Here is a 20,655-nt window from a genome sequence, read left to right as displayed (position 1 = left end):
CCTCGACGAGCGGTGAGCGGATGCTCGCGGCAGCAGAGAGCAAGGCAGAGTCGCGGTTGGCGCAGGCTCGGCTGGACTCTCCGGTGGCGACCTACTACTTGCTGATCGGTTCGATCGGGATTTTGTTGGGTATCGGCTTGGTCATGGTGATGTCCGCGTCCAGCGTGATGTCCTACCAGAACAACCAGAGTTTGTTCACGGTGGGTCTCAACCAAGCGAAGTTCGCCGCGATCGGGTGTGTGTGCGCTTTGTCTGCCAGTCGGATACCGCCGCGGGTGTGGCAGCGGTTGGCCTTCCCGATGCTGGTCTTTGCCATGTTTTTGCAGTGTTTGATGTTGGTTCCGGGGTTGGCGGTCAGTATCAACGGCAACACCAACTGGTTGCGGATAGCTGGGGTGCAGGTTCAGCCCAGTGAATTCGGCAAGTTGGGCATTGTGATGTTTGGGGCGAGCATCCTCACTAGGAAGCAGCGGCTCATCAACGACTGGAAACATGCTGTCATCCCGTTGATTTTCCCGGCAGCTTCGGTGTTGATCGTGTTGATCCTTTACGGCGGCGATCTAGGGACCACCTTGGTGATCTCCGGGATCTTGTTTGCGGTGCTGTGGACTTCGGGGGTGCCGACGAAGATTTTCGGGGTGGCTTTCGGCGCTGGTTCGTTGGTATTGGTGCTGTTGGCGGTGACCAGTAGTTATCGGTTGGAGCGCATCCTCAGCGTGTGGGGTTGTGCCGATGGTGCTCCAGCGCAGGGGCAGTGCTGGCAGGTCGTCAACGGCCGGTATGCCTTTGCCGACGGTGGGTTCAGTGGGGTCGGGCTGGGCCAGAGCCGAGAGAAGTGGGGTTGGCTGCCAGAACAGCACAACGACTTCATCTTCGCGGTGATTGGCGAGGAACTGGGCATGTTGGGGACGTTCGCGGTGTTGTTCCTCATCTGCGTGATCGCGTTCGCCTGCTACCGGGTGATCTTGCAGAGCCAGGACATGTTTGTGCGGATTGCGACCTCGGGGGTTTTGGGCTGGTTCGTCGTACAGTCCGGGGTCAATGTGGGAGCGGCGATCGGGATGCTCCCGGTCATCGGGGTTCCCTTGCCCTTGGTCTCAGCGGGGGGATCGGCCTTGGTGACGACGCTGGTCGGTTTCGGCATGGTCGTCTCCTTCGCCCGTAACGAGCCAGCGTGTGCGCGGGCGTTGCGAGCTCGTTCTCGTGCTCTGGTCTGGTCTTTGTCCGTGATGTCGCATCCACGAAAGAGAAATCGATGAACTCCCCGTCCTCTGACATGTCCGCCGAATCGACTCCGTCCCCTCACGGGGGTCGGGTCGCCCCGACCAAGCCGATGCCAGCGGTCGGTCTCCCTCAGGATCAGACGGATTCGTTCGAGTTACGTTCGGTGGTGCTCGCCGGTGGTGGATCGGCCGGTCACGTCTCCCCGTTGTTGGCTTTGGCCGATGCGTTGCGACGTCGCTTTCCGCAGGTGCAGATCACCGCATTGGGGACCTCCACCGGGCTGGAGCAACGATTGGTGCCGGAGCGGGGGTATCCGCTGCGTGCCATTCCGAAGGTGGCTTTCCCCCGGAAACCGAGCGCAGCGGTCTTGCACCTGCCCGGGGCGCTCAAGGGGGCCGTCGATCGGGCAGGCGAGGTGTTGGATGAGGTAGAGGCAGAGGTGGTGGTGGGTTTCGGGGGATACGTCTCTAGCCCGGCCTATCTGGCAGCTCGCTCACGCCAGATACCCATCGTGGTGCATGAGCAGAATGCCCGGCCCGGACTAGCGAACCGGTTGGGGGCACGGTTGACAAGATACGTCGGCACCACTTTCGCCCAGACTGAGTTGGCACACGGAACGGTGACCGGAATGCCGTTGCGGCCGGAAATTTCTGGGCTGGACCGGGAAGCGCTGCGGGATCACGCCCGGGAGATGTTTGGTTTGCGGGCAGACCGTCCGACGGTATTGGTCACTGGTGGGTCATTGGGGGCGGCGCGGCTGAATGGGGCGTTCGCTGAGGCTGCTGATCATCTGGTATCCCAAGGGGTGCAGGTTCTCCACGTGACTGGCCTGGGTAAGGAATTTGAACCGCAGGTGCCGGTGGGTGACGATGCAGCGCCGTACGTCGTCCTGCCGTATGCGGATCGGATGGAGCTGGCTTTTGCCGCTGCGGATCTGGTGGTCTGCCGATCTGGGGCCAACACGGTGTGTGAGGTGGCTGCGGTGGGTCTGCCTGCGGTGTTTGTGCCGTTGCCGATCGGCAACGGTGAGCAGCGCTTCAATGCGGCCGACGTAGTCGATGCTGGTGGAGCGATCTTGGTTGATGATGCTGCGGTGGATGCGGCATGGGTGCGTTCGACGGTGGCGCCGTTGGCGTTGGACGGTCCCCGGCTGGCTCGAATGGCGCAGGCTGCTTCGCGGGTGGGTCGACGTGATGGCGATGAGGCGTTGGCGGATCTGGTGGTGCGTGCGGTTCGTGAGGGCGGGCGATGAACGCGGGTTTGCCGCCGTCGATGCGGTTTGAGGTGTCCGAGTCGTTGCCATCGGTGACTGAGCTAGGTCGCTGTCATGTCTTGGCGGTGGGCGGGGCCGGGATGTCGGCGGTGGCCCGGTTATTGCATGCGGCCGGGGTGGTTGTCTCTGGTGCTGATGTCCAGGATTCCGTGACCCTGCAGGCGTTAGCCCAGGAAGGGATCCAGGTCTGGGTGGGTCATGACTCTGCCCATCTGAGTGGGGTGGACACGGTGGTGTTCTCTTCCGCGATCCGGGAGGACAACGTCGAGTTGGCGGCGGCGCGGGCTGCTGGACTTAGGGTGTTGCATCGCTCGCAGGCGCTGGCGGTGCTCATGCACATGACAGGCGCTGAGGGTCGGCCGCGTCGAGGGGTGGCTGTTGCCGGGGCTAACGGGAAGACCACGACGAGTTCGATGCTGGCGGAGGCGTTGTCTGTCGCTGGCGCTGATCCGTCGTACGCCGTGGGTGGTGAGTTGATTCGGGCGGGGACGAATGCCGCGTGGGGTGAAGGCGACACCTTCGTGGTGGAGGCGGACGAATCGGATGGCTCCTTCTTGGTGTATGGGCCGGAGGTGGCGGTGGTGACCAATGTCCAGCCGGACCATCTGGATTTCTACGGCACGTTCGATGGGGTACGTCGGGCGTACGAGGAGTTTGTGCGCACGATCTCACCGGGCGGTGTGTTGGTGGCGTGCGCGGATGACGAAGGATCGGCTCGGTTGGCGCGATGGGCTGCTGAGCAGGGGGTTCGGGTGGTCACCTATGGGGAGTCTGATGAAGCGGATGTACGGGTGACCCAGCCCTCTTTTGACGGGCTGTCGTCGCGGGCCACGGTGCGTCATGCCGGGGTGGAATACGAGCTGCAGGTGGGAGTCCCTGGGTGGCACAACGTGGTGAATGCCACGGCGGCGTGGGTGGCTGCGGTGGAGGGTGTGGGTGCAGACCCCTCGGCAGTGCTTGCGGGGCTGGCTGGATTCGCCGGTGCTCGGCGGCGGTTTGAGTCGCGGGGGACGGCAGCGGGGGTGCGGGTGGTTGATGACTATGCGCATAACCCGGGGAAAGTGGCTGCGGTCGTTGGTACGGCGCGGCGGTTGGCGTCGCCCGGTCGGCTGGTGGTGCTTTTCCAACCGCACCTGTATTCGCGCACTCGAGATTTCGCCGATGCTTTTGGTACGGCGTTGGCTGCTGCTGATGTGGTGTTGGTGATGGACGTGTATGGCGCTCGGGAGGATCCGATGCCGGGCGTCGATGGTGGCCTGGTCGCTCGGGAAGTCGTAGCGGCGCAAGAGCGTCAGGGGCGCCGCGGTCTGGTGGAGTTCGTCGCTGATCGCCATGCTGTGCTGGATCGGTTGCGGGCCGTGGTGACTGCAGGTGACTTGGTGGTCACGGTGGGCGCTGGTGATGTGACGCGATGGGGTCCGTTGTTGTTGGCTCAGCTGGAGGACGCTGGTGCCGACGGGTGAGTCTGGCCGGTCGGCGCCCTCTCGAGGTCGCCGGCCGGAACGTCACCGGTCGACGCAGCCGGTGCGTAGCCGGGCGCAGCAGGAGCGGCTGCGGCTGGTCCGGCGTCGGCGGGCAATATTCGCATTAGGTGTTGTCGTGGTGGTGTCGGTGATCGCGGCGGGGTTGTTGTGGCTGGCTCCGTGGTTCAGGGTCGCGCGTATTGAGGTCACCGGTGGGAGCGAAGCAGATCAGCGCGAGGTGCACCGCCTCACTGATGACGTGGTGGGGTCTGCGCTGGTGGGGATAGATCGAGATGAGCTGAAGCGTCGGTTGTCGCAGGTACCTTCCTTCTCCCAGGTGGAGGTGCAGCGTCAGTGGCCGGATCAGGTATCCGTCAAGGTCACCTTGCGGGTGCCGGTGGTGTCCTTCACGAGCGCGCAGGGGGAGCGTCGGTACGCCGATGCGGCGGGTGTGGTCTTTCCCGCGGCGGGTGGGGAATCTGCAGGTGTTCCGACTGCTGAGGTGTCTCATCCAGATCATGCGGCGGAAGTGACGGCTGTGGCTGCAGCGATGGGTGTGTTGGATGCGCAACAACGGGCTAAAGTGGGTTCGTTGAAGGTGGTCTCGCCAGATGGCGTGAGCTTCACCGTCGGGCGCGTGAAGGTGATCTGGGGCGGAGCTGCGCAGGGGGCGGAGAAGTCTCTCGTGCTGGCGGCACTTCTGCAGCAGAAGGATGTGACCACGATCAACGTGAGCGCGCCCGACTCGCCGGTCACCTCGTGATCCTTGCATCAGGGCGCTGATCATGCTCGGCTTTCGGTGAGGTGAAACTCGCGTTCCGCTGACATGAGTCAGCGGTCCGGTGCCGTACGATGGGGCCGAACTTGGGCGTGCCGCTGCTCCTTTCGGCGTACGGCGGCTCCCGGAGACCCGCCCTGCGTACCACGCATCAACGATCCAGGAATGAGGCTCCCGTCGTGGCAGCACCACAGAACTACTTGGCCGTGATCAAGGTCGTCGGTATCGGTGGCGGCGGGGTCAACGCGATTAACCGGATGATCGAGGTTGGTCTGAAGGGTGTCGAGTTCATCGCCATCAATACCGATGCCCAAGCATTGTTGATGAGTGACGCCGACCTGAAGCTCGATGTCGGTCGTGAGTTGACACGTGGGCTGGGCGCCGGCGCTGACCCCGAGGTGGGGCGCCGTGCCGCTGAGGACCATGCGGAGGAGATCGAAGAGGCGCTCAAGGGCGCCGATATGGTGTTTGTGACCGCTGGTGAGGGTGGCGGCACTGGCACGGGTGGCGCCCCAGTGGTGGCCAAAATTGCCAAAGGCTTGGGGGCTTTGACTATCGGCGTGGTGACCAGGCCGTTTACCTTTGAAGGCCGTCGGCGGGCGAATCAGGCCGAATCTGGGATTGGGACGTTGCGCGAAGAAGTCGACACGCTGATCGTGATTCCTAACGATCGGTTGTTGTCGATCAGTGATCGCGCGGTGAGCATGCTCGATGCTTTCCGCAGCGCAGATCAGGTGTTGCTCTCTGGTGTGCAGGGCATCACGGACTTGATCACCACCCCCGGTTTGATCAACTTGGACTTCGCCGACGTGAAGTCGGTGATGCAGGGGGCCGGGTCGGCGTTGATGGGGATCGGCGCGGCTCGTGGGGACGACCGGGCAGTGCAAGCTGCCGAGTTGGCGATTTCCTCGCCGCTGCTGGAAGCGAGCATTGACGGCGCGCACGGGGTGTTGCTCTCCATCCAAGGTGGAAGTGACTTGGGGTTGTTCGAGATCAACGAGGCTGCTCGTTTGGTCCAAGAAGCTGCTCATCCTGAGGCCAACATCATCTTCGGCGCTGTCATCGATGACGCGCTGGGGGACGAGGTGAGGGTCACGGTGATCGCGGCGGGTTTTGACTCGGGCACGCCCCAGCGTGCCGGTGATCGAGCCCTAGGTCAGACCGCTGCACCGGCGCAACGTCAGATGCCACCGCCGCGGGCACCGCAGCCGCCATCGCGTCCGGTGGCTGCACCGCCGTCGATGCCTGCAGCGCCCTTGCGCGGAGTCGGCCCGATGGACGGGCCCCGGCCGGTCGTTCCTGGCACGATCCCTCCTCCCCGGGAGTCGGTACCTCCGCGCCCGGAGCGAGAGTCAGTTCCCGTTGTCGGTGAGACGCCACGTCCCGTTGAGCCGCAACACGCCGGTGCTCGCGCGGTCACTGAGCCGTTGCGGCCACCGCGGACGGTGACCTTCGATGAGTCCGATGATTTGGACGTTCCCGATTTCTTGAAGTGAGGTCGGCGTTGTCCGCGCCGTGTCGTTCCGGTGTGGATCGGCACGGCCGAGACAATCCTGGAGTGGACTTCGGTGTGGCATTGGAAAACTGAGCTGTCCGGTGGTCCTGACCGGAGAGTGATGTGGGGTTTCACTGATCGGCATGGCGGCGTGAGTAGTTCGCCGTACGACGGGTTCAACTTGGGCGATCACGTCGGAGATGACCCGCAGCTGGTCCAAGAAAACCGGTCATTGCTCGCCGCGGAGCTGGGGCTCGCGGCAACGGCGTTGCGTTTCATGAATCAGGTCCATGGGGCAGAGGTGGTGCAGGTGGGGGTGTCATCCCAGGCCACGAAGCCTGCCGATGGGATGGTGACCGTGGACCCGGACGTCGCCCTGGTGGTGATGGTCGCTGACTGCGTGCCAGTGGTGTTGTGTGACCCACAGGCAGGAGTGATCGGCGTGGCGCATGCCGGTCGGCCGGGGCTGGTGGCCGGTGTCGTTCCAGCGGTGGTGGCAGCGATGCGTGATCTGGGGGCCCGAGAGTTATCAGCCGCGGTGGGACCTTCGGTGTGCGGTCGCTGTTACGAGGTGCCTGAGTCACTGCGTGAGCAGGTGAGCGCGGTCGTGCCGGTGTCAAGGGCAGTGAGTTGGTCGGGAACTCCTGCTGTCGATGTCGCTGCTGGGGTGGTGGATCAGTTGATCAGCGCTGGGGTCTGCGTGCAGTGGCGACCGGGATGCACCAGGGAGTCGGCAGAGTTGTTCTCCTACCGACGTCATGGTCGTACCGGCCGTCAGGCTGGGGTCGTGGTGTCAGGGGTGGAACGATGAGTTTGGCTGAGGCTGACTCCCGTGGTCGAAGGGAACAACTGGCCGAGGCGCTGGCGGCGGTGCAGCAGCGGATTGCGCTGACCTGTCAGCAGGTGGGCCGTGATCCTGAAAAGGTCACCTTGGTGGTGGTCACCAAACGTTTTCCGGCTTCCGATCTAGCTCACCTGGTGTCGCTGGGGGTCACCGAGATCGGGGAGAACCGGGATCAGGAAATCCGCGCCAAGCTTGACGAACTAGCAGAGATCGACCCGCGGGCACGGGCGGCGCTTCGGGTGCACATGATCGGGCAGGTGCAGACCAACAAGGCGGCATCAGTCGTGTCTTATGCCGATGTGGTGCACTCAGTGGACCGGGAGCGGCTGGTGGCGGCGCTGTCCCGGGCAGCTGAGCAGCAAAGGCGTGAGGTTGAGCTGTTGGTCCAGATCAATCTGGATGGCGCGAAAGGCCGAGGTGGGGTAGCACCTGACCAGGTCATGGCGCTGGCACAGTCGGTGGTGGCCGCGCCGGGGCTGCGACTTCGGGGGGTGATGTCGGTGGCTCCGTTAGGTGCCGACCCCGGTGCAGCCTTCGCGACGGTGGCGCATCTGGCGCAACAGATGCGCCGGGAGTGGCCTGAGGCGTCGGTGATGTCGGCGGGCATGTCCCATGACCTTGAAGAAGCGCTGGCCCATGGGGCGACACACCTGCGTGTCGGCAGCGCAATCCTGGGTTCGCGCAGCCAGACCCGATAGTTTCAGTGCGAGACCTCGAGAGTCCGTCATCGACCTCGGGGACCTGCCAGGTGAAGGAGTGACGACATGGGATTCCTCCGCGACGCGAGTGTGTACCTCGGGCTGCGCGAAGACCCGCGAGAATTGGAGTACGACGCTCCGCATCACGTCGAGCCCGTGCATCCGATGGCTCCCATCTCGCACGGTGCGACTGCCATGGTCCTGGAGGAGCCTGTCGAGATGGAACCACCTGCTCGGTCTGCCGAGATCACACCGCTGCACCGGACCCCGGTGGCGCAGGTCGTCAACGAGGTGGAGGTGGCGACGGTGAACCGCATCACGACGATCCATCCCCGGACGTATAACGATGCCCGCAACATTGGTGAGGCCTTCCGGGATGGGATCCCGGTGATCATGAACCTGACTGATCTGGACGATGCCGACGCCAAGCGCTTGGTGGATTTTGCTGCCGGGCTGGTCTTCGGCCTGCAGGGTGCGATTGAGCGGATCACCAACAAGGTGTTTCTGTTGTCGCCTGCGCATGTCGAGATCACCAGTGACGAGGGGGAGCCGGCGAAAAGTACTCGCGGGTTGTTCAACCAGAGCTGATCCGAAGGCTGGTCCCAGTGCAGGGAACAGGAGCAGCGGAGCGATGTCTCCACTCCTGTCATCGATACTGGGGACATGTTCTATTTCCGTCTCATCCTGTCGCTGTTACTGGAGTTCTTTCTGCTGCTCCTCCTGGCGAGGTTGGTACTCGACTGGATCCAGATGTTTGCCCGGGACTGGCGACCTCGGGGTGTGTTGTTAGTGGTCGCGGAAGGGTTGTACACGGTGACGGATCCTCCCCTGCGCGCTGTGCGCAAGGTCATCCCGCCGTTGCGGTTGGGCGGAGTGGCATTGGATCTGTCGTTTATGGTGGTGTTCTTCGGCGTATGGTTGCTGCTGCGGCTCGTGTAGACGAGATCAAGCGGTAGCTCGTCGGGACGTAGCAGGTGGGCTCGTTGGGCGGTAGCGGTGGTCGCCGCTGAGGGGGTTACCCTCTCTTGGATCCAGGATCGGCGGTTGGGCTCCGCGACAGAGAGCTAAATCTGGTCACGACCCTGTCACCTCAGATCGCGCAGAGGCCGTGATCGAGACGGTGATCCTAGCCCGCCTTGGCGGGGGGTCAGGGACGAGACAACTCTGCCGTCTCGTGAGCCATCATCCGTGTGACCTGCATTTTTGCAAGGGTGCGTTGATTGGTTTGTCAGTCACTGGTCGAGCGCCCGTCTTGTTCAGATGTTATGGATCTGTTATAGTCTGACGCTGTCACAAGAGAATTCACGTCGGCGCGTCGCCCCCTTTCCCTAAGAGGGCAGCGCGCTGTTTTCGGTAGGCTGACGCTTGTCCACTACCGGTCCGATCGAGGGGACGACATGGCGCTCACGCCCGAAGATGTCCTGAATAAGAACTTCACGGCGACTCAATTTCGGCGTGGATACGACGAGCAGGAGGTAGATGACTTCCTCGACGAGGTTGTCGTCGAACTGCGTCGTCTACTTGGCGAAAACGCCGAGTTGCGCAGAAAGTTGGAAGCCGCACAGCAGGGCCAGGGTGTGCAGGACAGGACACCTTCCCCCGGGTCCATGGGCGTCGGAGGACCCGACCCCGATGCCGTGCGCCGGGTCGATGTCGCGGCCAAGGCCGAGATCGACCGTATCCAACGCGAATCGGAGCAGCGCATCGCCGCCGCCCGGGCGAATGCCGAGCAAGCCGAGAAGGAATCGGCAGCGCGGATCGCCAAGGCTCGCACTGATGCTAGTAATGCTGAGCAGCAGGCCTCGTCGGCCCGTCAGGCAGCAGAGCAGGCGCGCCGCGACGCTCAGGATGCTCAGCGAGCCGGGATTGCCCAACCGGCACCAATGGCGCCATCCCCGATGGCCCCCTCCCCGATGGCCGGTGCCATGGGCGCACCCGGAATGGGTGGTGGAGCCGCGGATGCCGCTGCTGTCATCACGCTGGCGCAAAAGCTGCATGACGAATACGTCTCGCAAGGTAAGTCTGAGCACGACCGCCTTCTCGGTGAGGCAACGACCCAGCGCGACAAGATGTTGGGCGAGGCCACCGCGCAGCGAGACCAGATGCTTGCCGAGGCCACCGCTCGTCGCGAGCGTCTGTTGGGCGAGGCGCAGGCACGCCACGACGAGCTGATCAGCTCTGCTGAAGGCCGACACCGCGAACTGGTCAGCTCCGCTAAGGCTGAGCATGACCGTCTACTGGCCGAGGCCAACGAGACCCACGAGCGTCTGATCACTGAAGCCCGGCAGCGTTCCACTGGAATGCTCGCGGAAGCTCAGCAGAAACGTCAGGCCATCGTGGAGGAATTGGAACGCACCCAGGCGCACCTCAACGCCAGGATCGCGGAGCTGCGACAGTTTGAGCAGGATTACCGCGGACGCTTGCGGGCCTTCATCGAGGGCCAGTTGCAGAGCCTCACCACGACCGAAACTCTGGCGCCCCAGGGCGTGGGTGTAGGCCGCGACTGAACGCGACACGCGTGATCCCCGGGACGTGGTGAGCGATGTCCCAGGGCCGGACCGGACGATCGGCGCCCCTCGCAGTACGATAGCGAGGGGCGCCGAGCCCGGTCCCTCTTAGAGCCCCGTGGCCGATCTGGTTCGGGGCTTGTTTCCTGCCTAGAGGACTCACTCGCGGGGCAGGGGGGACGCGTGGTGCGTGGACGACGCGCCGTGCCCGATGTAGTCGACGAACGACCCGGTGGAAGGTCTATCCTTGTCCTCCACCGGTCAATAGTGATCGGTTTTTTCCTTGACGAGCGAGGTTCCCATGCCCGGTGCCATCGAACCGGCGATGAGCGCGCAGTACGACGAGTCCGATGTGACCTGGCTCCCCGTCCGCGACGGGGAGGAGCCCTGGTCGACCGAGGATCTCCAGGAGATCCGGGATGAGCTGTTGTCCGAGAAGGAGCGGCTCACCAACGACTTAGCCGAATCAGAGATGGATCTGGCTGATCTGATGCGTGATTACGGCGGCGGTGCTGGAGATGATTCCGCAGACACCGGTGGCAAGGTGCTGGAGCGGGAGCAAGAGCTCACGTTGACTAATAACTCCCGCACGCTGCTGGCTCAAACTGAGCGCGCTCTGGAGCGATTGCAGCATCGCCGGTACGGCGTCTGCGAGAGTTGTGGCCAGCCGATCGGCAAACTGCGGCTCCAGGCTTTTCCCCGAGCCACGCTCTGCGTGACCTGCAAGCAGAAACAGGAGCGTCGCTGATCTTGGTCGATCACACAGGCGATCACGTGGGCGCCGGTGCGGGAGGACCCGACCGGCGTCCTGCCATGTCCGAGAAGCCTGATGCCACCGATGCGGGAGGATGCTCCGCTCGGATGGCGATGGTGGTCGTTCTTGCAGTAGGGGCTGTGGTGTATGCCGCAGACCAAGCGAGCAAGGTCTGGGCACTGACTCATTTGCAACCGGGAGTACGCACCCCGTGGTGGGGTGAGTTTCTCCAATGGCATTTGATCTTCAACCCTGGTGCTGCCTTTTCCATCGGGACTGATGTCACCTGGTTATTCACCATGATTCAGGGTGGGGTGACAGTCGGCGTCATCGCATTTTCTTCGCGGTTGCGCTCGTGGTGGTGGGTGATCGGCGCCGGTTTGGTTCTCGGAGGTGCCGCCGGCAATGTCACTGACCGGTTGATCAGACCGCCAGGCATCGGAGTGGGGCATGTTGTCGATTTTCTGGAGCTGCCGCACTGGCCGATATTCAATGTCGCGGATGCGGCGATCGTGACCGCTGCGGTGATCATTGCGGTGGCCACATTGTGGGGCATCGGTCCGACCGGACGGATTGAGGACCCGAAGCAAGAAGTGAAGGGGGATGAGGCACATGGCTGATGTCCGATGCCTGCCAGTGCCAGAGGGCCTGGCAGATGAGCGTGTGGATGCTGCACTGGCCAGGCTGTTCGGGTTCTCCCGGACCAAAGCGGCAGATTTGGCTGCGCAAGGGGCCGTGACAGTCGACGGACGTCCTGTCGGCAAATCTGACCGAGTGGCTGCTGGTGCAGTCCTGGAAGTGGTGCTTCCGGACGTCGATGCTCCTGCTGGTGTGGAGGTCGTCGCTGAGCCGGTTCCTGGGATGAGTGTGGTGTATGACGACGATGACATTGTGGTGGTGGACAAACCGGTCGGGGTGGCGGCCCACCCCAGCGTGGGATGGTCAGGTCCCACGGTGGTCGGTGGTCTCGCCGCTGCCGGGTATCGGATTTCCACTTCGGGTGCCTCGGAGCGGCAGGGAATTGTCAGCCGGTTGGATGTCGGCACATCAGGACTCATGGTGGTCTGTAAGAGCGAATATGCCTATTCCATGCTCAAACGGGCATTTCGAGATCGGCGAGTCGATAAGACCTACCATGCCTTAGTGCAGGGTCTGCCTGATCCTGTGGTGGGCACCATTGATGCTCCCATCGGGCGGCATCCGGCGTACGACTACAAATATGCGGTGATGAAATCCGGCAAGCATGCGGTGACCCATTACGAGGTGGTGGAGGCTTTCGGGCCAGCCAGTCTGGTTGAGGTTCATTTGGAGACCGGGCGGACCCACCAGATCAGGGTGCATTTCGCGGCGACCCGTCATCCCTGTGCGGGAGACCCGTTGTATGGCAGTGACCCGGTCCTCGCCCGACGGTTGCGGCTGGAGCGGCAGTGGTTGCATGCGACGGGGTTGGGCTTCGACCATCCGGGTTCTGGGGAGTACGTGACCTTCTCCAGCACGTATCCGGCTGATCTGCAGCAGGCGTTGGACATCCTCTCCGATTGACGGCGCCGCGCCGGGCGGTCGGAGTCCGTCGCCACCTAGCTGAGCGTCGTAGACTCGCCGACGATGTCGAGTCAGCCAGCCCCCGCCGCCAGTCCCGCCGACCATATCGGGTCGAGTTTCGCCCATCTGCATAACCACACCGAGTATTCGATGCTTGACGGCGCCGCCCGGATCGATGACTTGTTCGCCGCCGCGGAGCGGATGGGTATGCCGGCGTTGGCGACCACCGACCACGGGTTCATCTTCGGTGCGTATGAGTTCTGGAAGAAGTCGACGAAGTACGGCGTGAAGCCGGTTATCGGCATTGAGGGGTATCTGACCCCGGGGACACATCGCACTGACAAGACCCGGGTGAAGTGGGGCGATGGCTCTCGGGACGACGTCTCCGGGGCAGGCTCCTACACGCACATGACGATGTGGGCGAAGGACAACGATGGAATGCGCAACCTCTTCCGGTTGTGCTCATTGGCGTCATTAGAAGGGTATTACTTCAAGCCGCGCATGGATCGTGAGCTGCTGCAGACGTACGGCGAAGGATTGATTGCCACCACCGGTTGTCCTTCCGGTGAGGTGCAAACTCGATTGAGGTTGGGGCAGTACGCCGAGGCCAGGCAAGCGGCCAGCGATTTCCGGGACATTTTTGGTCCAGATAATTTTTATTGTGAATTGATGGATCACGGGCTCGATATTGAGCGCCGGGTCCAGAAGGATCTGTTGCGCCTGGCACGAGAGCTGAGTCTTCCGCTGGTGGCGACTAATGACTTGCACTACACCGACGCTGCGGATGCAAAAGCTCATGCGGCGTTGTTGTGTGTGCAGTCGGGGTCGACAATCATGGATCCCAATCGATTCAAGTTCGACGCCGATGAATTCTATTTGAAGACTCCGGAGCAAATGCGTCACCTATGGCGTGAGTTCCCGGAAGCCTGTGACAACACCTTGTTGATTGCGGAGCGGTGCAACATCAGTTTTGTTGAAGAAACTGGTAAATATATGCCGCGCTTCCCCTGCCCAGATGGCGAGGATGAGACGAGCTGGTTCATCAAGGAAGTGGAACGTGGCCTCCATGAGAGGTATCCAGAAGGGATCCCTGACTATGCTCGCAAGCAAGCAGAATACGAAGAGGAAGTCATTATCGGGAAAGGTTACCCAGGATACTTCCTCGTAGTTGCCGACTTCATCAACTGGGCTAAAGACAATGGCATTCGAGTTGGTCCGGGCCGTGGTTCGGGCGCTGGGTCGATGTGTGCCTATGCGATGCGCATCACTGATCTTGACCCGGTGCCGCATGGTTTGATTTTCGAACGGTTCCTCAACCCTGAACGCCCCTCGATGCCCGACTTTGACGTTGACTTCGACGAGCGTCGGCGCGGTGAGGTCATCAAATATGTGACCGAAAAGTACGGCGACGACCGCGTCGCACAGATTGTGACGTATGGCACCATCAAAGCCAAGCAGGCGGTCAAGGACTCCGCCCGTGTTCTGGGTCATCCCTTCTCTGTGGGGGAGAAGCTGACAAAGGCGATGCCCCCGGACGTGATGGGCAAGGGCATCCCGTTGTCAGGGATTTTCGATGAGAAGCACAAGAGGTATGCCGAGGCCCAGGATTTCCGTGATCTGCACGCCTCTGATCCGGTGGCGCAGGAAGTCGTGGCCACCGCGTTGGGGCTGGAAGGTCTGAAACGGCAGTGGGGGGTGCACGCCGCGGGTGTGATTATGTCCAGTGAGCCATTGGTCGATGTCATCCCGATCATGAAGCGTGAGCAAGACGGGCAGATCATCACCCAGTTTGACTACCCGAGCTGTGAGAGTTTGGGTCTGGTCAAGATGGACTTTCTGGGGTTGCGCAACCTCACTATCTTGGATGATGCCCTTGCCAACGTGAAAGCTAACCGGGGTGAGGACATCGACTTGGATGTCTTGTCCAAGGACATGACCGATGAGGCGGCGTACAAACTCTTGCAGCGTGGCGACACGCTGGGGGTGTTCCAGCTCGACGGCGGCGGCATGCGGAGCCTGCTGCGTCTCATGCAGCCAGACAACTTTGAAGACATCTCGGCGGCGTTGGCGCTATATCGGCCCGGGCCGATGGGCGCAGATAGCCATACCAACTATGCGCTGCGCAAGACGGGCCGTCAGGAAATCGTGCCCATCCATCCTGAACTGGCTGAAGCTCTCGAGCCGATCCTGTCGATGACCCAAGGCTTGATCATCTATCAGGAGCAGGTCCAGCAAATCGCTCAGAAGCTTGCTGGCTACACCCTTGGTAAGGCTGACATGTTGCGTCGCGCCATGGGTAAGAAAAAGAAAGAGGTATTGGACGCCGAGTTCGTGCCTTTTGAAGCGGGCATGATCGCGAATGGCTATTCGAAGCAGGCAATCAAGACGCTCTGGGACATCTTGGTCCCCTTCTCTGATTACGCATTTAACAAGGCTCATACGGCGGCGTACGGACTGGTTTCCTACTGGACCGCCTACCTCAAGGCCAACTATCCTGCAGAATACATGGCGGCCCTGCTCACCTCGGTGGGAGATGACAAAGACAAGTCGGCTCTCTACTTGAATGAGTGTCGCCACATGGGGATTAAGGTTCTCCCGCCTGATGTAAACTCGTCGATCGGATTCTTTGCTGCGGTCGGTGAGGACATCCGGTTCGGGTTGCAGGCAGTGCGCAATGTTGGGGCCAATGTGGTCGAAGCCATCGTGGCCGCCCGGGGGCAGAAGGGCGACTTCACTAGTTTTGCGGACTTCCTTAATAAGGTGCCCGCAGTGGTCTGCAACAAGCGCACCATCGAGTCGCTCATCAAAGCCGGAGCGTTTGACTCGCTAGGTCATCCACGCCACGGTCTGGTCCGCATCCATGAGCAGTACGTGGACGCTCTGGTCGACGTCAAACGTAAAGAGGCCATCGGTCAGGATAGCCTCTTTGGCGCGTTTGGTTTTGACGACGCGGAAGAGGACAGCCCCATGGATCCGTTGTCAGGGCTGCCGCCAATTCCGGAGGTGGAGTGGGATAAGTCCACCGAGTTGGCGTTCGAGCGGGAGATGTTGGGGCTGTATGTCTCCGACCATCCGCTGTTTGGTATCGAGCATGTCTTGGCTCAGCATGCAGATACGTCGATGTCGTCGTTGACATTGCCGGTCGAGGAGGGTGGTCGGGGTGATGGATCGATCGTCACAGTGGCCGGACTCATCACTGGGTTGCAGCTCAAACGGACGAAGAATGGTGAGCTGTGGGCCATCGTCACGGTGGAAGACCTGCAAGGTTCGGTGGAGTGTTTGTTCTTCCCCAAGACCTATATGACGGTGTCGACGATGTTGTCCACCGATGTGGTGTGTGCGGTGAAGGGCCGAGTCAACCGGCGTGACGACTCCGTCAGTGTCTATGCCCAGGAGCTGACTTTGCCCGATATTCACGAGGGGCCGCGAGGGCCGGTCGTGTTGACTTTGCCCGCGGCTCGGGCCACGCACGGTTTAGCTGAACGGCTGCGAGATGTGTTGGCGGAGTATCCGGGGACCACCGACGTGCATCTGCGGTTGACCCAGCCAGGGCGTACGGTCGTGATGCGGCTTGGTGACGGGGTTCGGGTGGCTGCGAGCCCGGAACTATTCGGTGACTTGAAGGCACTCTTGGGTCCGGCAAGTCTGGTCTGAGTGACCCTGAGGGACCTATGTCGGGGTCGCTCAGAATAGGGTGCATCCATGCCGATCCCCCCTCGCCCCAGCGCCCGTCCTGTCGATCGTATCCATCATGGTGATTGTGTCGTCGATGAGTTCTCCTGGTTGCAGGATCGTTCAGATCCACAGGTCGTCGCCCATTTGGAAGCAGAGAACGTCTATGCCCGTGAGGTGACTGCCGGGCAGGAGGAACTGCGGGAGCGGATCGTCGCGGAGATTAAGGCGCGGACGAAAGAAACGGACTTGTCGGTCCCGGTGGCCTGGCGTGGGTGGTGGTATTACGCGCGGACGCAGGAGGGGCATCAGTACCCTGCGGAGTGTCGGGTACCGGTGGTGCCAGGGGAGCCTCGTCCCGCACCTCAGCCTGGTTGTCCCTGGCCAGGGGAGCAGGTCTTGGTGGATGGTGAAGTCGAGGCCGCTGGTGGCGACTATCTGGCGTTCGGCGCGAGTGAGGTCTGCCCGGCCGGTGACCTGGTCGCGTTTTCAGTTGATCGTTCCGGTGACGAACGCTTCGATGTGGTGATACGTCGCATCGCTGATGGTGTGGTGGTCGATGATGCCCTGCGAGGCGTCGGATACGGCCTCGCCTGGTCATGGAATTCGGATTATCTGGTGTATTGCCGGGTGGACGAATCGTGGCGGCCCTATCAGGTATGGATGCATCGGGTGGGTTCGGACCCAGCGCAGGACCAATTGTTACTCCAAGAAGATGACGAACGCTTCTGGCTTGGTTTTGGGACGTCCAAAGACGACCGGAGGCTATTGGTCGCAGCAAGTTCGAAGACCACCGGTGAGTGGTGGATCGGAGATTTGTCGGCACAGATGCCATCGTTGGCGCCGGTGGCGGGTCGCATTCCTGGCTGGGAATACGAGGTGGAATGGGCCGGTGACGGCTTGCTCGTGACGCATAACCAGCACGGGGTGGATTTTGAAGTGTCGTGGGCGCCGTGGCCGACCTCGGGGGAGACGGCCTCGGGGGTGAGGACGACCGGTGATGTGGAGCCGCGTTCGCCTCGGGAGGGGTGGCGAGGGTGGTTGGCGCCGCAGCAGGGGGTGCGCTATCTGGGCGTGGAGGCCTTTGCGGGTCAGGTGCTGGTGTCGTTACGACGGGAGGGGCAGCAGTCGCTGCAGTTGTTCCGTCGGGTGGGGGCAGCGCCGGAGAGGTGGGATGGCCCGGTGGAGGTGGCCCCTCAGGAAGAGCTGTATTCGGTGTCGACTGAGTCGAACCCGCAGTGGGATGCGACGTCGTTACGGGTGGTGTACGAGTCGTTCGTGACGCCACGCACAGTCGCTGAGGTGGATGTGACGACAGGGCGATGGGAGGTGCTCAAACGTCAGGAGGTGCTTGGTGGATACGACCCCGCGGATTACGTGCAGCGCCGTGAGTGGGTGCGTGCACCTGATGGGGCTCGGGTGCCGTTGTCGATTGTGCATCGGGTGGGAGTGGAGCCGGATGGGACGGCACCGGTCTTGCTGTACGGGTATGGCGCCTATGAGACCAGCCTCGACCCGTGGTTTTCGATGGCGAGGCTATCGATGCTTGACCGTGGGGTGGTGTTCGCTGTGGGCCATGTTCGCGGTGGTGGCGAGATGGGTCGGTCTTGGTATGAGCAGGGGAAGTTGGAGCAGAAAGCTTCGACTTTTACTGACATGGTGGCCTGTGCTCAGCATCTGCATGAGCGGGGTTGGTGTGCGCCGGACCGGCTGGCGTTGTCTGGTGGTTCTGCTGGGGGATTGACGGTCGGCGCGACGGTCAATCTGGCGCCGGAGTTGTTTGCGGTCGTCCACGCGGATGTGCCCTTTGTGGATGCGTTGACGACGATGTTGGACGAGTCGTTGCCGTTGACGGTCACGGAGTGGGAGGAGTGGGGGGATCCGCTGCATGATGCGCAGGCGTACGCGGTGATGAAGTCGTATTCGCCGTACGAAAATCTGCGTCCAGTGGAGTACCCGACGATTTTGGCGACAACTAGTCTGAATGACACGCGAGTGTCGTGCGCGGAGCCAGCGAAATGGGTGGCCCGGATGCGGGAGATGTGTGTGCAAGACCAGTCGGTGCGACCGGTGGTGTTGCACACCGAGATGGTCGCTGGTCACGGAGGGCGTAGTGGTCGGTATGCGGCATGGGAGCAGTACGCCTTCGAGGCGGCGTTCGTGCTGTCGGCGTTGGGGGTTCGTCACTGAGCGGGTGGGGTGTGCGGTCGGATGGTTTGTCGGCCGCGCACCCCTGGCCACCTCTCTAAAAAAGTGATATCACTGAGATATCACTTCGCTTCGAGGAGGCGCCATGTCCCCTGTTTCTCCGCCGACCACGCCAACCGACTCGCTCGGTCCGCAATCAGTTCCACCTGCGACGACCCCTGTGGGGCACGACGGCGCGCGCGTCGCCATCGCCGAACGTGCTGCTTGGGCCGTGGACGGGTTTATCGCGCTACTGGTGGCATTGCTGCTCACTGGCGGTGCGGTGGGTTGTCTCCTGTTGCGTACTCCTTTCCTGGTCGGCACGGTCTTGTTGGCATTTCTGGCTGCCGTCATCTGCAGCTCTCTGACCGTGGTGCAACCTGGTCAGACCAAGGTGATCCAGTTCTTTGGTCGGTACGTCGGGACGATTCGCCGCCCCGGGCTGGTCATGGCGATGCCGTTCAGCAGCAAACAGACCCTGTCGGTGCGAGTGAACAACTTCGAGACCTCCGCGTTGAAAGTCAACGACTTTGACGGGAATCCTGTTGAGATCGCCGCCATTGTGGTCTGGCAAGTTGCCGACACCGCCAAAGCCACTTTTGCGGTGGAAAACTACGCCAATTTCGTCAAAGTGCAATCCGAAGCAGCTCTGCGTCACGTCGCTACCACTCACCCGTACGACGATCCTGAGGAGGCGGGGACGTCGCTGCGGGGCAGCACGGACATCGTCTCTGCAGAGCTGGCTAGTGAGGTCGCTCAGCGCGTCGCGGTCGCTGGTGTTGAAATCATTGAAGTCCGCATCAGTCATCTGGCATATGCCCCTGAAATCGCCGGCGCGATGCTGCAACGGCAGCAGGCGAGCGCCATCGTCGCTGCTCGCTCCCGCATCGTGGAAGGAGCGGTGGGCATGGTGCAGCTGGCGCTGGCCAAGCTGGAGCAAGAGTCGATCGTGGAGTTGGATGACGAACGCCGGGCGGCGATGGTCAGCAACCTGTTGGTGGTGCTGTGCGGGGAACAAAAGACCACGCCCATTATCAATACCGGCAGTCTCTACTCGTGAGCTGCGATGTGATGAGGCGTGCGGTGCGGGAGACACGATGAGTCCCCGCACCGTTCGTAAACAGCTTTTGCTACGACTGGATCCGACCGTGTACGAAGCCGTCGCGAAATGGGCCAGTGACGATGTCCGGAGCGTGAACGCTCAGGTGGAGGTGTTGTTACGACGGGCATTGCAAGAGTCAGGTCGGGCGCCTCAGGACCTTCCGGAGATGCCCCGACGAGGGCGGCCACGCAAGGAAGGTGCGTCCAGCTGAGCGGTGCGCGAGGGCGTGGCGCAGGATGAGAAGTCGGTGGTGAGGGATCTGGCTTAGGGTGGCTGCTCATTCCGAGCGGTGTAATGCCCTGCGCGCCACGAGCTCCACAGTGAGAGCCACCGCGATCGACTGGGTCGCGAGGATGCCTGCCAGGACCACTAACTGCAGCGCGGCGGCTTGCAGCGGGGTGGCTCCGCCGAGGAGGGTTCCCACGAATGCCCCAGGCAGGGTCACTAGTCCGACAGTGCGGGTTTGATCGAGGCCGGGCACCAGGGCGAGCCGGGCGGCAGGCCGGACCACCAGGAGGGCAGCATCGCGGTCAAGGAGGCCTAGGGCCAAGGCGGCCTCCACTTCTCCGCGGCGTTCGCTCAGGGCATCCAGGCCGCGTCGACCTGCTAATGAGGTGGCGGTCATCGCATTGCCCACCAGGATCCCCGCAGTGGGCACCAGACTGATGGGCTGCCACGGCAATAATCCTGCCGCCAGCAGCACCGCTACGACGGGGAGAGAGCCGATCGCTACCGGCAGCAGCGGCCATGTTCGACTGGTGCTGCCGATACGGCGGGCGCTGGTGAAGGTGGCCACTGCGATCATCACCACCACGAACAGCCCGGTCAACGGCCAGGAGTCCAGGACCGCCGCCACAATGAGGCCGACCGCTCCCAGCTGGAGGGTGGCGCGCAGGATGGCGGTGATTTCGGCGCGGCCGTCGCCGAGACCGGTGCTGCGACGTAGGACAGCGCTGAGGATGGCCAGGGCAAGGACGATCACGACGAGTCGAATGACGTCGGGCTGGTCGTGGAGTCGAATCAAGGCGCTGGCGGGCATGACAGTGGGCACAGACGTCATTCTTGTCGGCGCGGGTGCAGCCTGCCCACGAGGTGCCCGGGGTGTCTGAGACCGGA

General features: G+C 62.4%; 18 protein-coding genes. 17 read left to right on the top strand and 1 reads right to left on the bottom strand.

All coding sequences use genetic code 11. The features are described from left to right. The first annotated feature begins 20 nt into the window (after positions 1-20). The 17 genes from ftsW to KEM60_RS02735 all read left to right on the top strand — a co-directional run bounded on the left by ftsW (position 21) and on the right by KEM60_RS02735 (position 19,750). A complete protein-coding gene (ftsW, locus tag KEM60_RS02815) occupies positions 21-1,259 on the top strand; it encodes a putative lipid II flippase FtsW (RefSeq protein ID WP_219106003.1) in 1,239 nt (412 codons plus the stop codon). A gap of 74 nt (positions 1,260-1,333) precedes the next feature. Further along, complete coding sequence (gene murG, locus KEM60_RS02810) at positions 1,334-2,476, top strand: undecaprenyldiphospho-muramoylpentapeptide beta-N-acetylglucosaminyltransferase (RefSeq protein ID WP_219106542.1); 1,143 nt, start codon at positions 1,334-1,336, stop codon at positions 2,474-2,476. Next, on the top strand, positions 2,473-3,960 hold the full coding sequence (gene murC / locus KEM60_RS02805) for a UDP-N-acetylmuramate--L-alanine ligase (protein ID WP_219106002.1): 1,488 nt from the start codon (positions 2,473-2,475) through the stop codon (positions 3,958-3,960). Before murG ends, murC begins: the two co-directional genes overlap by 4 nt. Continuing rightward, the gene (locus tag KEM60_RS02800; protein ID WP_219106001.1) at positions 3,947-4,723 is read left to right on the top strand and encodes a cell division protein FtsQ/DivIB; all 777 of its coding nucleotides are present in this window, start codon (positions 3,947-3,949) and stop codon (positions 4,721-4,723) included. Before murC ends, KEM60_RS02800 begins: the two co-directional genes overlap by 14 nt. Before the next feature lie 194 nt (positions 4,724-4,917). Continuing rightward, positions 4,918-6,234, top strand: coding sequence for a cell division protein FtsZ (ftsZ, locus tag KEM60_RS02795; protein ID WP_219106000.1), 1,317 nt, complete (start codon positions 4,918-4,920; stop codon positions 6,232-6,234). Between the two features lie 30 nt (positions 6,235-6,264). Then, complete coding sequence (pgeF, locus tag KEM60_RS02790) at positions 6,265-7,044, top strand: peptidoglycan editing factor PgeF (RefSeq protein WP_255574172.1); 780 nt, start codon at positions 6,265-6,267, stop codon at positions 7,042-7,044. Continuing rightward, the gene (locus KEM60_RS02785) at positions 7,041-7,775 is read left to right on the top strand and encodes a YggS family pyridoxal phosphate-dependent enzyme (RefSeq protein ID WP_219105999.1); all 735 of its coding nucleotides are present in this window, start codon (positions 7,041-7,043) and stop codon (positions 7,773-7,775) included. The genes pgeF and KEM60_RS02785 overlap by 4 nt, the downstream gene beginning before the upstream one ends. Positions 7,776-7,841: 66 nt before the next feature. Beyond that, positions 7,842-8,363 carry a cell division protein SepF gene (locus KEM60_RS02780; protein ID WP_219105998.1) on the top strand — a complete coding sequence of 174 codons (522 nt, stop codon included), beginning with the start codon at positions 7,842-7,844 and terminating at the stop codon, positions 8,361-8,363. A 75-nt stretch (positions 8,364-8,438) separates the two neighbouring features. Then, a complete protein-coding gene (locus tag KEM60_RS02775; protein ID WP_219105997.1) occupies positions 8,439-8,714 on the top strand; it encodes a YggT family protein in 276 nt (91 codons plus the stop codon). Positions 8,715-9,172: 458 nt separating this feature from the next. Then, complete coding sequence (locus KEM60_RS02770) at positions 9,173-10,282, top strand: DivIVA domain-containing protein (protein WP_219105996.1); 1,110 nt, start codon at positions 9,173-9,175, stop codon at positions 10,280-10,282. Between the two features lie 301 nt (positions 10,283-10,583). Next, positions 10,584-11,030: a TraR/DksA C4-type zinc finger protein gene (locus KEM60_RS02765; protein ID WP_219105995.1), complete on the top strand. Its 447-nt coding sequence runs from the start codon at positions 10,584-10,586 to the stop codon at positions 11,028-11,030. A 65-nt stretch (positions 11,031-11,095) separates the two neighbouring features. Next, positions 11,096-11,656: a signal peptidase II gene (lspA, locus tag KEM60_RS02760; RefSeq protein ID WP_219105994.1), complete on the top strand. Its 561-nt coding sequence runs from the start codon at positions 11,096-11,098 to the stop codon at positions 11,654-11,656. Then, entirely contained in the window at positions 11,649-12,578 is a 930-nt protein-coding gene (locus tag KEM60_RS02755) for an RluA family pseudouridine synthase (protein WP_219105993.1), read from the top strand. Before lspA ends, KEM60_RS02755 begins: the two co-directional genes overlap by 8 nt. Before the next feature lie 63 nt (positions 12,579-12,641). After that, on the top strand, positions 12,642-16,232 hold the full coding sequence (dnaE, locus tag KEM60_RS02750) for a DNA polymerase III subunit alpha (protein WP_219105992.1): 3,591 nt from the start codon (positions 12,642-12,644) through the stop codon (positions 16,230-16,232). 48 nt (positions 16,233-16,280) lie between these two features. After that, positions 16,281-18,440 carry a S9 family peptidase gene (locus KEM60_RS02745; protein WP_219105991.1) on the top strand — a complete coding sequence of 720 codons (2,160 nt, stop codon included), beginning with the start codon at positions 16,281-16,283 and terminating at the stop codon, positions 18,438-18,440. A gap of 103 nt (positions 18,441-18,543) precedes the next feature. Then, positions 18,544-19,497: an SPFH domain-containing protein gene (locus KEM60_RS02740; RefSeq protein ID WP_219105990.1), complete on the top strand. Its 954-nt coding sequence runs from the start codon at positions 18,544-18,546 to the stop codon at positions 19,495-19,497. Positions 19,498-19,534: 37 nt separating this feature from the next. Continuing rightward, entirely contained in the window at positions 19,535-19,750 is a 216-nt protein-coding gene (locus KEM60_RS02735) for a hypothetical protein (RefSeq protein ID WP_219105989.1), read from the top strand. A 66-nt stretch (positions 19,751-19,816) separates the two neighbouring features. Here KEM60_RS02735 and KEM60_RS02730 read toward each other — a convergent pair whose 3' ends face one another. Further along, positions 19,817-20,590 (bottom strand): ABC transporter permease, encoded by a 774-nt coding sequence (locus tag KEM60_RS02730; protein ID WP_255574171.1) that lies wholly within the window; start codon positions 20,588-20,590, stop codon positions 19,817-19,819. Positions 20,591-20,655: the final 65 nt, after the last annotated feature.

It is taken from the genome of Austwickia sp. TVS 96-490-7B, assembly GCF_019331795.1.
Taxonomy (GTDB): domain Bacteria; phylum Actinomycetota; class Actinomycetes; order Actinomycetales; family Dermatophilaceae; genus Austwickia.
The sequence above is the reverse complement of the archived record's forward strand: the minus strand, read 5'-3'. Positions and strand labels throughout refer to the sequence as shown.

Bases quoted from the DNA above. Each gene is read 5' to 3' on its own strand.
- KEM60_RS02775 (WP_219105997.1), top strand. From the start codon at position 8,439: ATGTTCTATTTCCGTCTCATCCTGTCGCTGTTACTGGAGTTCTTTCTG.
- lspA (WP_219105994.1), top strand. From the start codon at position 11,096: ATGTCCGAGAAGCCTGATGCCACCGATGCGGGAGGATGCTCCGCTCGG.
- KEM60_RS02755 (WP_219105993.1), top strand. From the start codon at position 11,649: ATGGCTGATGTCCGATGCCTGCCAGTGCCAGAGGGCCTGGCAGATGAG.
- ftsW (WP_219106003.1), top strand. From the start codon at position 21: ATGCTCGCGGCAGCAGAGAGCAAGGCAGAGTCGCGGTTGGCGCAGGCT.
- KEM60_RS02785 (WP_219105999.1), top strand. From the start codon at position 7,041: ATGAGTTTGGCTGAGGCTGACTCCCGTGGTCGAAGGGAACAACTGGCC.
- KEM60_RS02765 (WP_219105995.1), top strand. From the start codon at position 10,584: ATGCCCGGTGCCATCGAACCGGCGATGAGCGCGCAGTACGACGAGTCC.
- murG (WP_219106542.1), top strand. From the start codon at position 1,334: ATGCCAGCGGTCGGTCTCCCTCAGGATCAGACGGATTCGTTCGAGTTA.
- murC (WP_219106002.1), top strand. From the start codon at position 2,473: ATGAACGCGGGTTTGCCGCCGTCGATGCGGTTTGAGGTGTCCGAGTCG.
- KEM60_RS02780 (WP_219105998.1), top strand. From the start codon at position 7,842: ATGGGATTCCTCCGCGACGCGAGTGTGTACCTCGGGCTGCGCGAAGAC.
- KEM60_RS02735 (WP_219105989.1), top strand. From the start codon at position 19,535: ATGAGTCCCCGCACCGTTCGTAAACAGCTTTTGCTACGACTGGATCCG.
- KEM60_RS02745 (WP_219105991.1), top strand. From the start codon at position 16,281: ATGCCGATCCCCCCTCGCCCCAGCGCCCGTCCTGTCGATCGTATCCAT.
- dnaE (WP_219105992.1), top strand. From the start codon at position 12,642: ATGTCGAGTCAGCCAGCCCCCGCCGCCAGTCCCGCCGACCATATCGGG.
- KEM60_RS02770 (WP_219105996.1), top strand. From the start codon at position 9,173: ATGGCGCTCACGCCCGAAGATGTCCTGAATAAGAACTTCACGGCGACT.
- KEM60_RS02740 (WP_219105990.1), top strand. From the start codon at position 18,544: ATGTCCCCTGTTTCTCCGCCGACCACGCCAACCGACTCGCTCGGTCCG.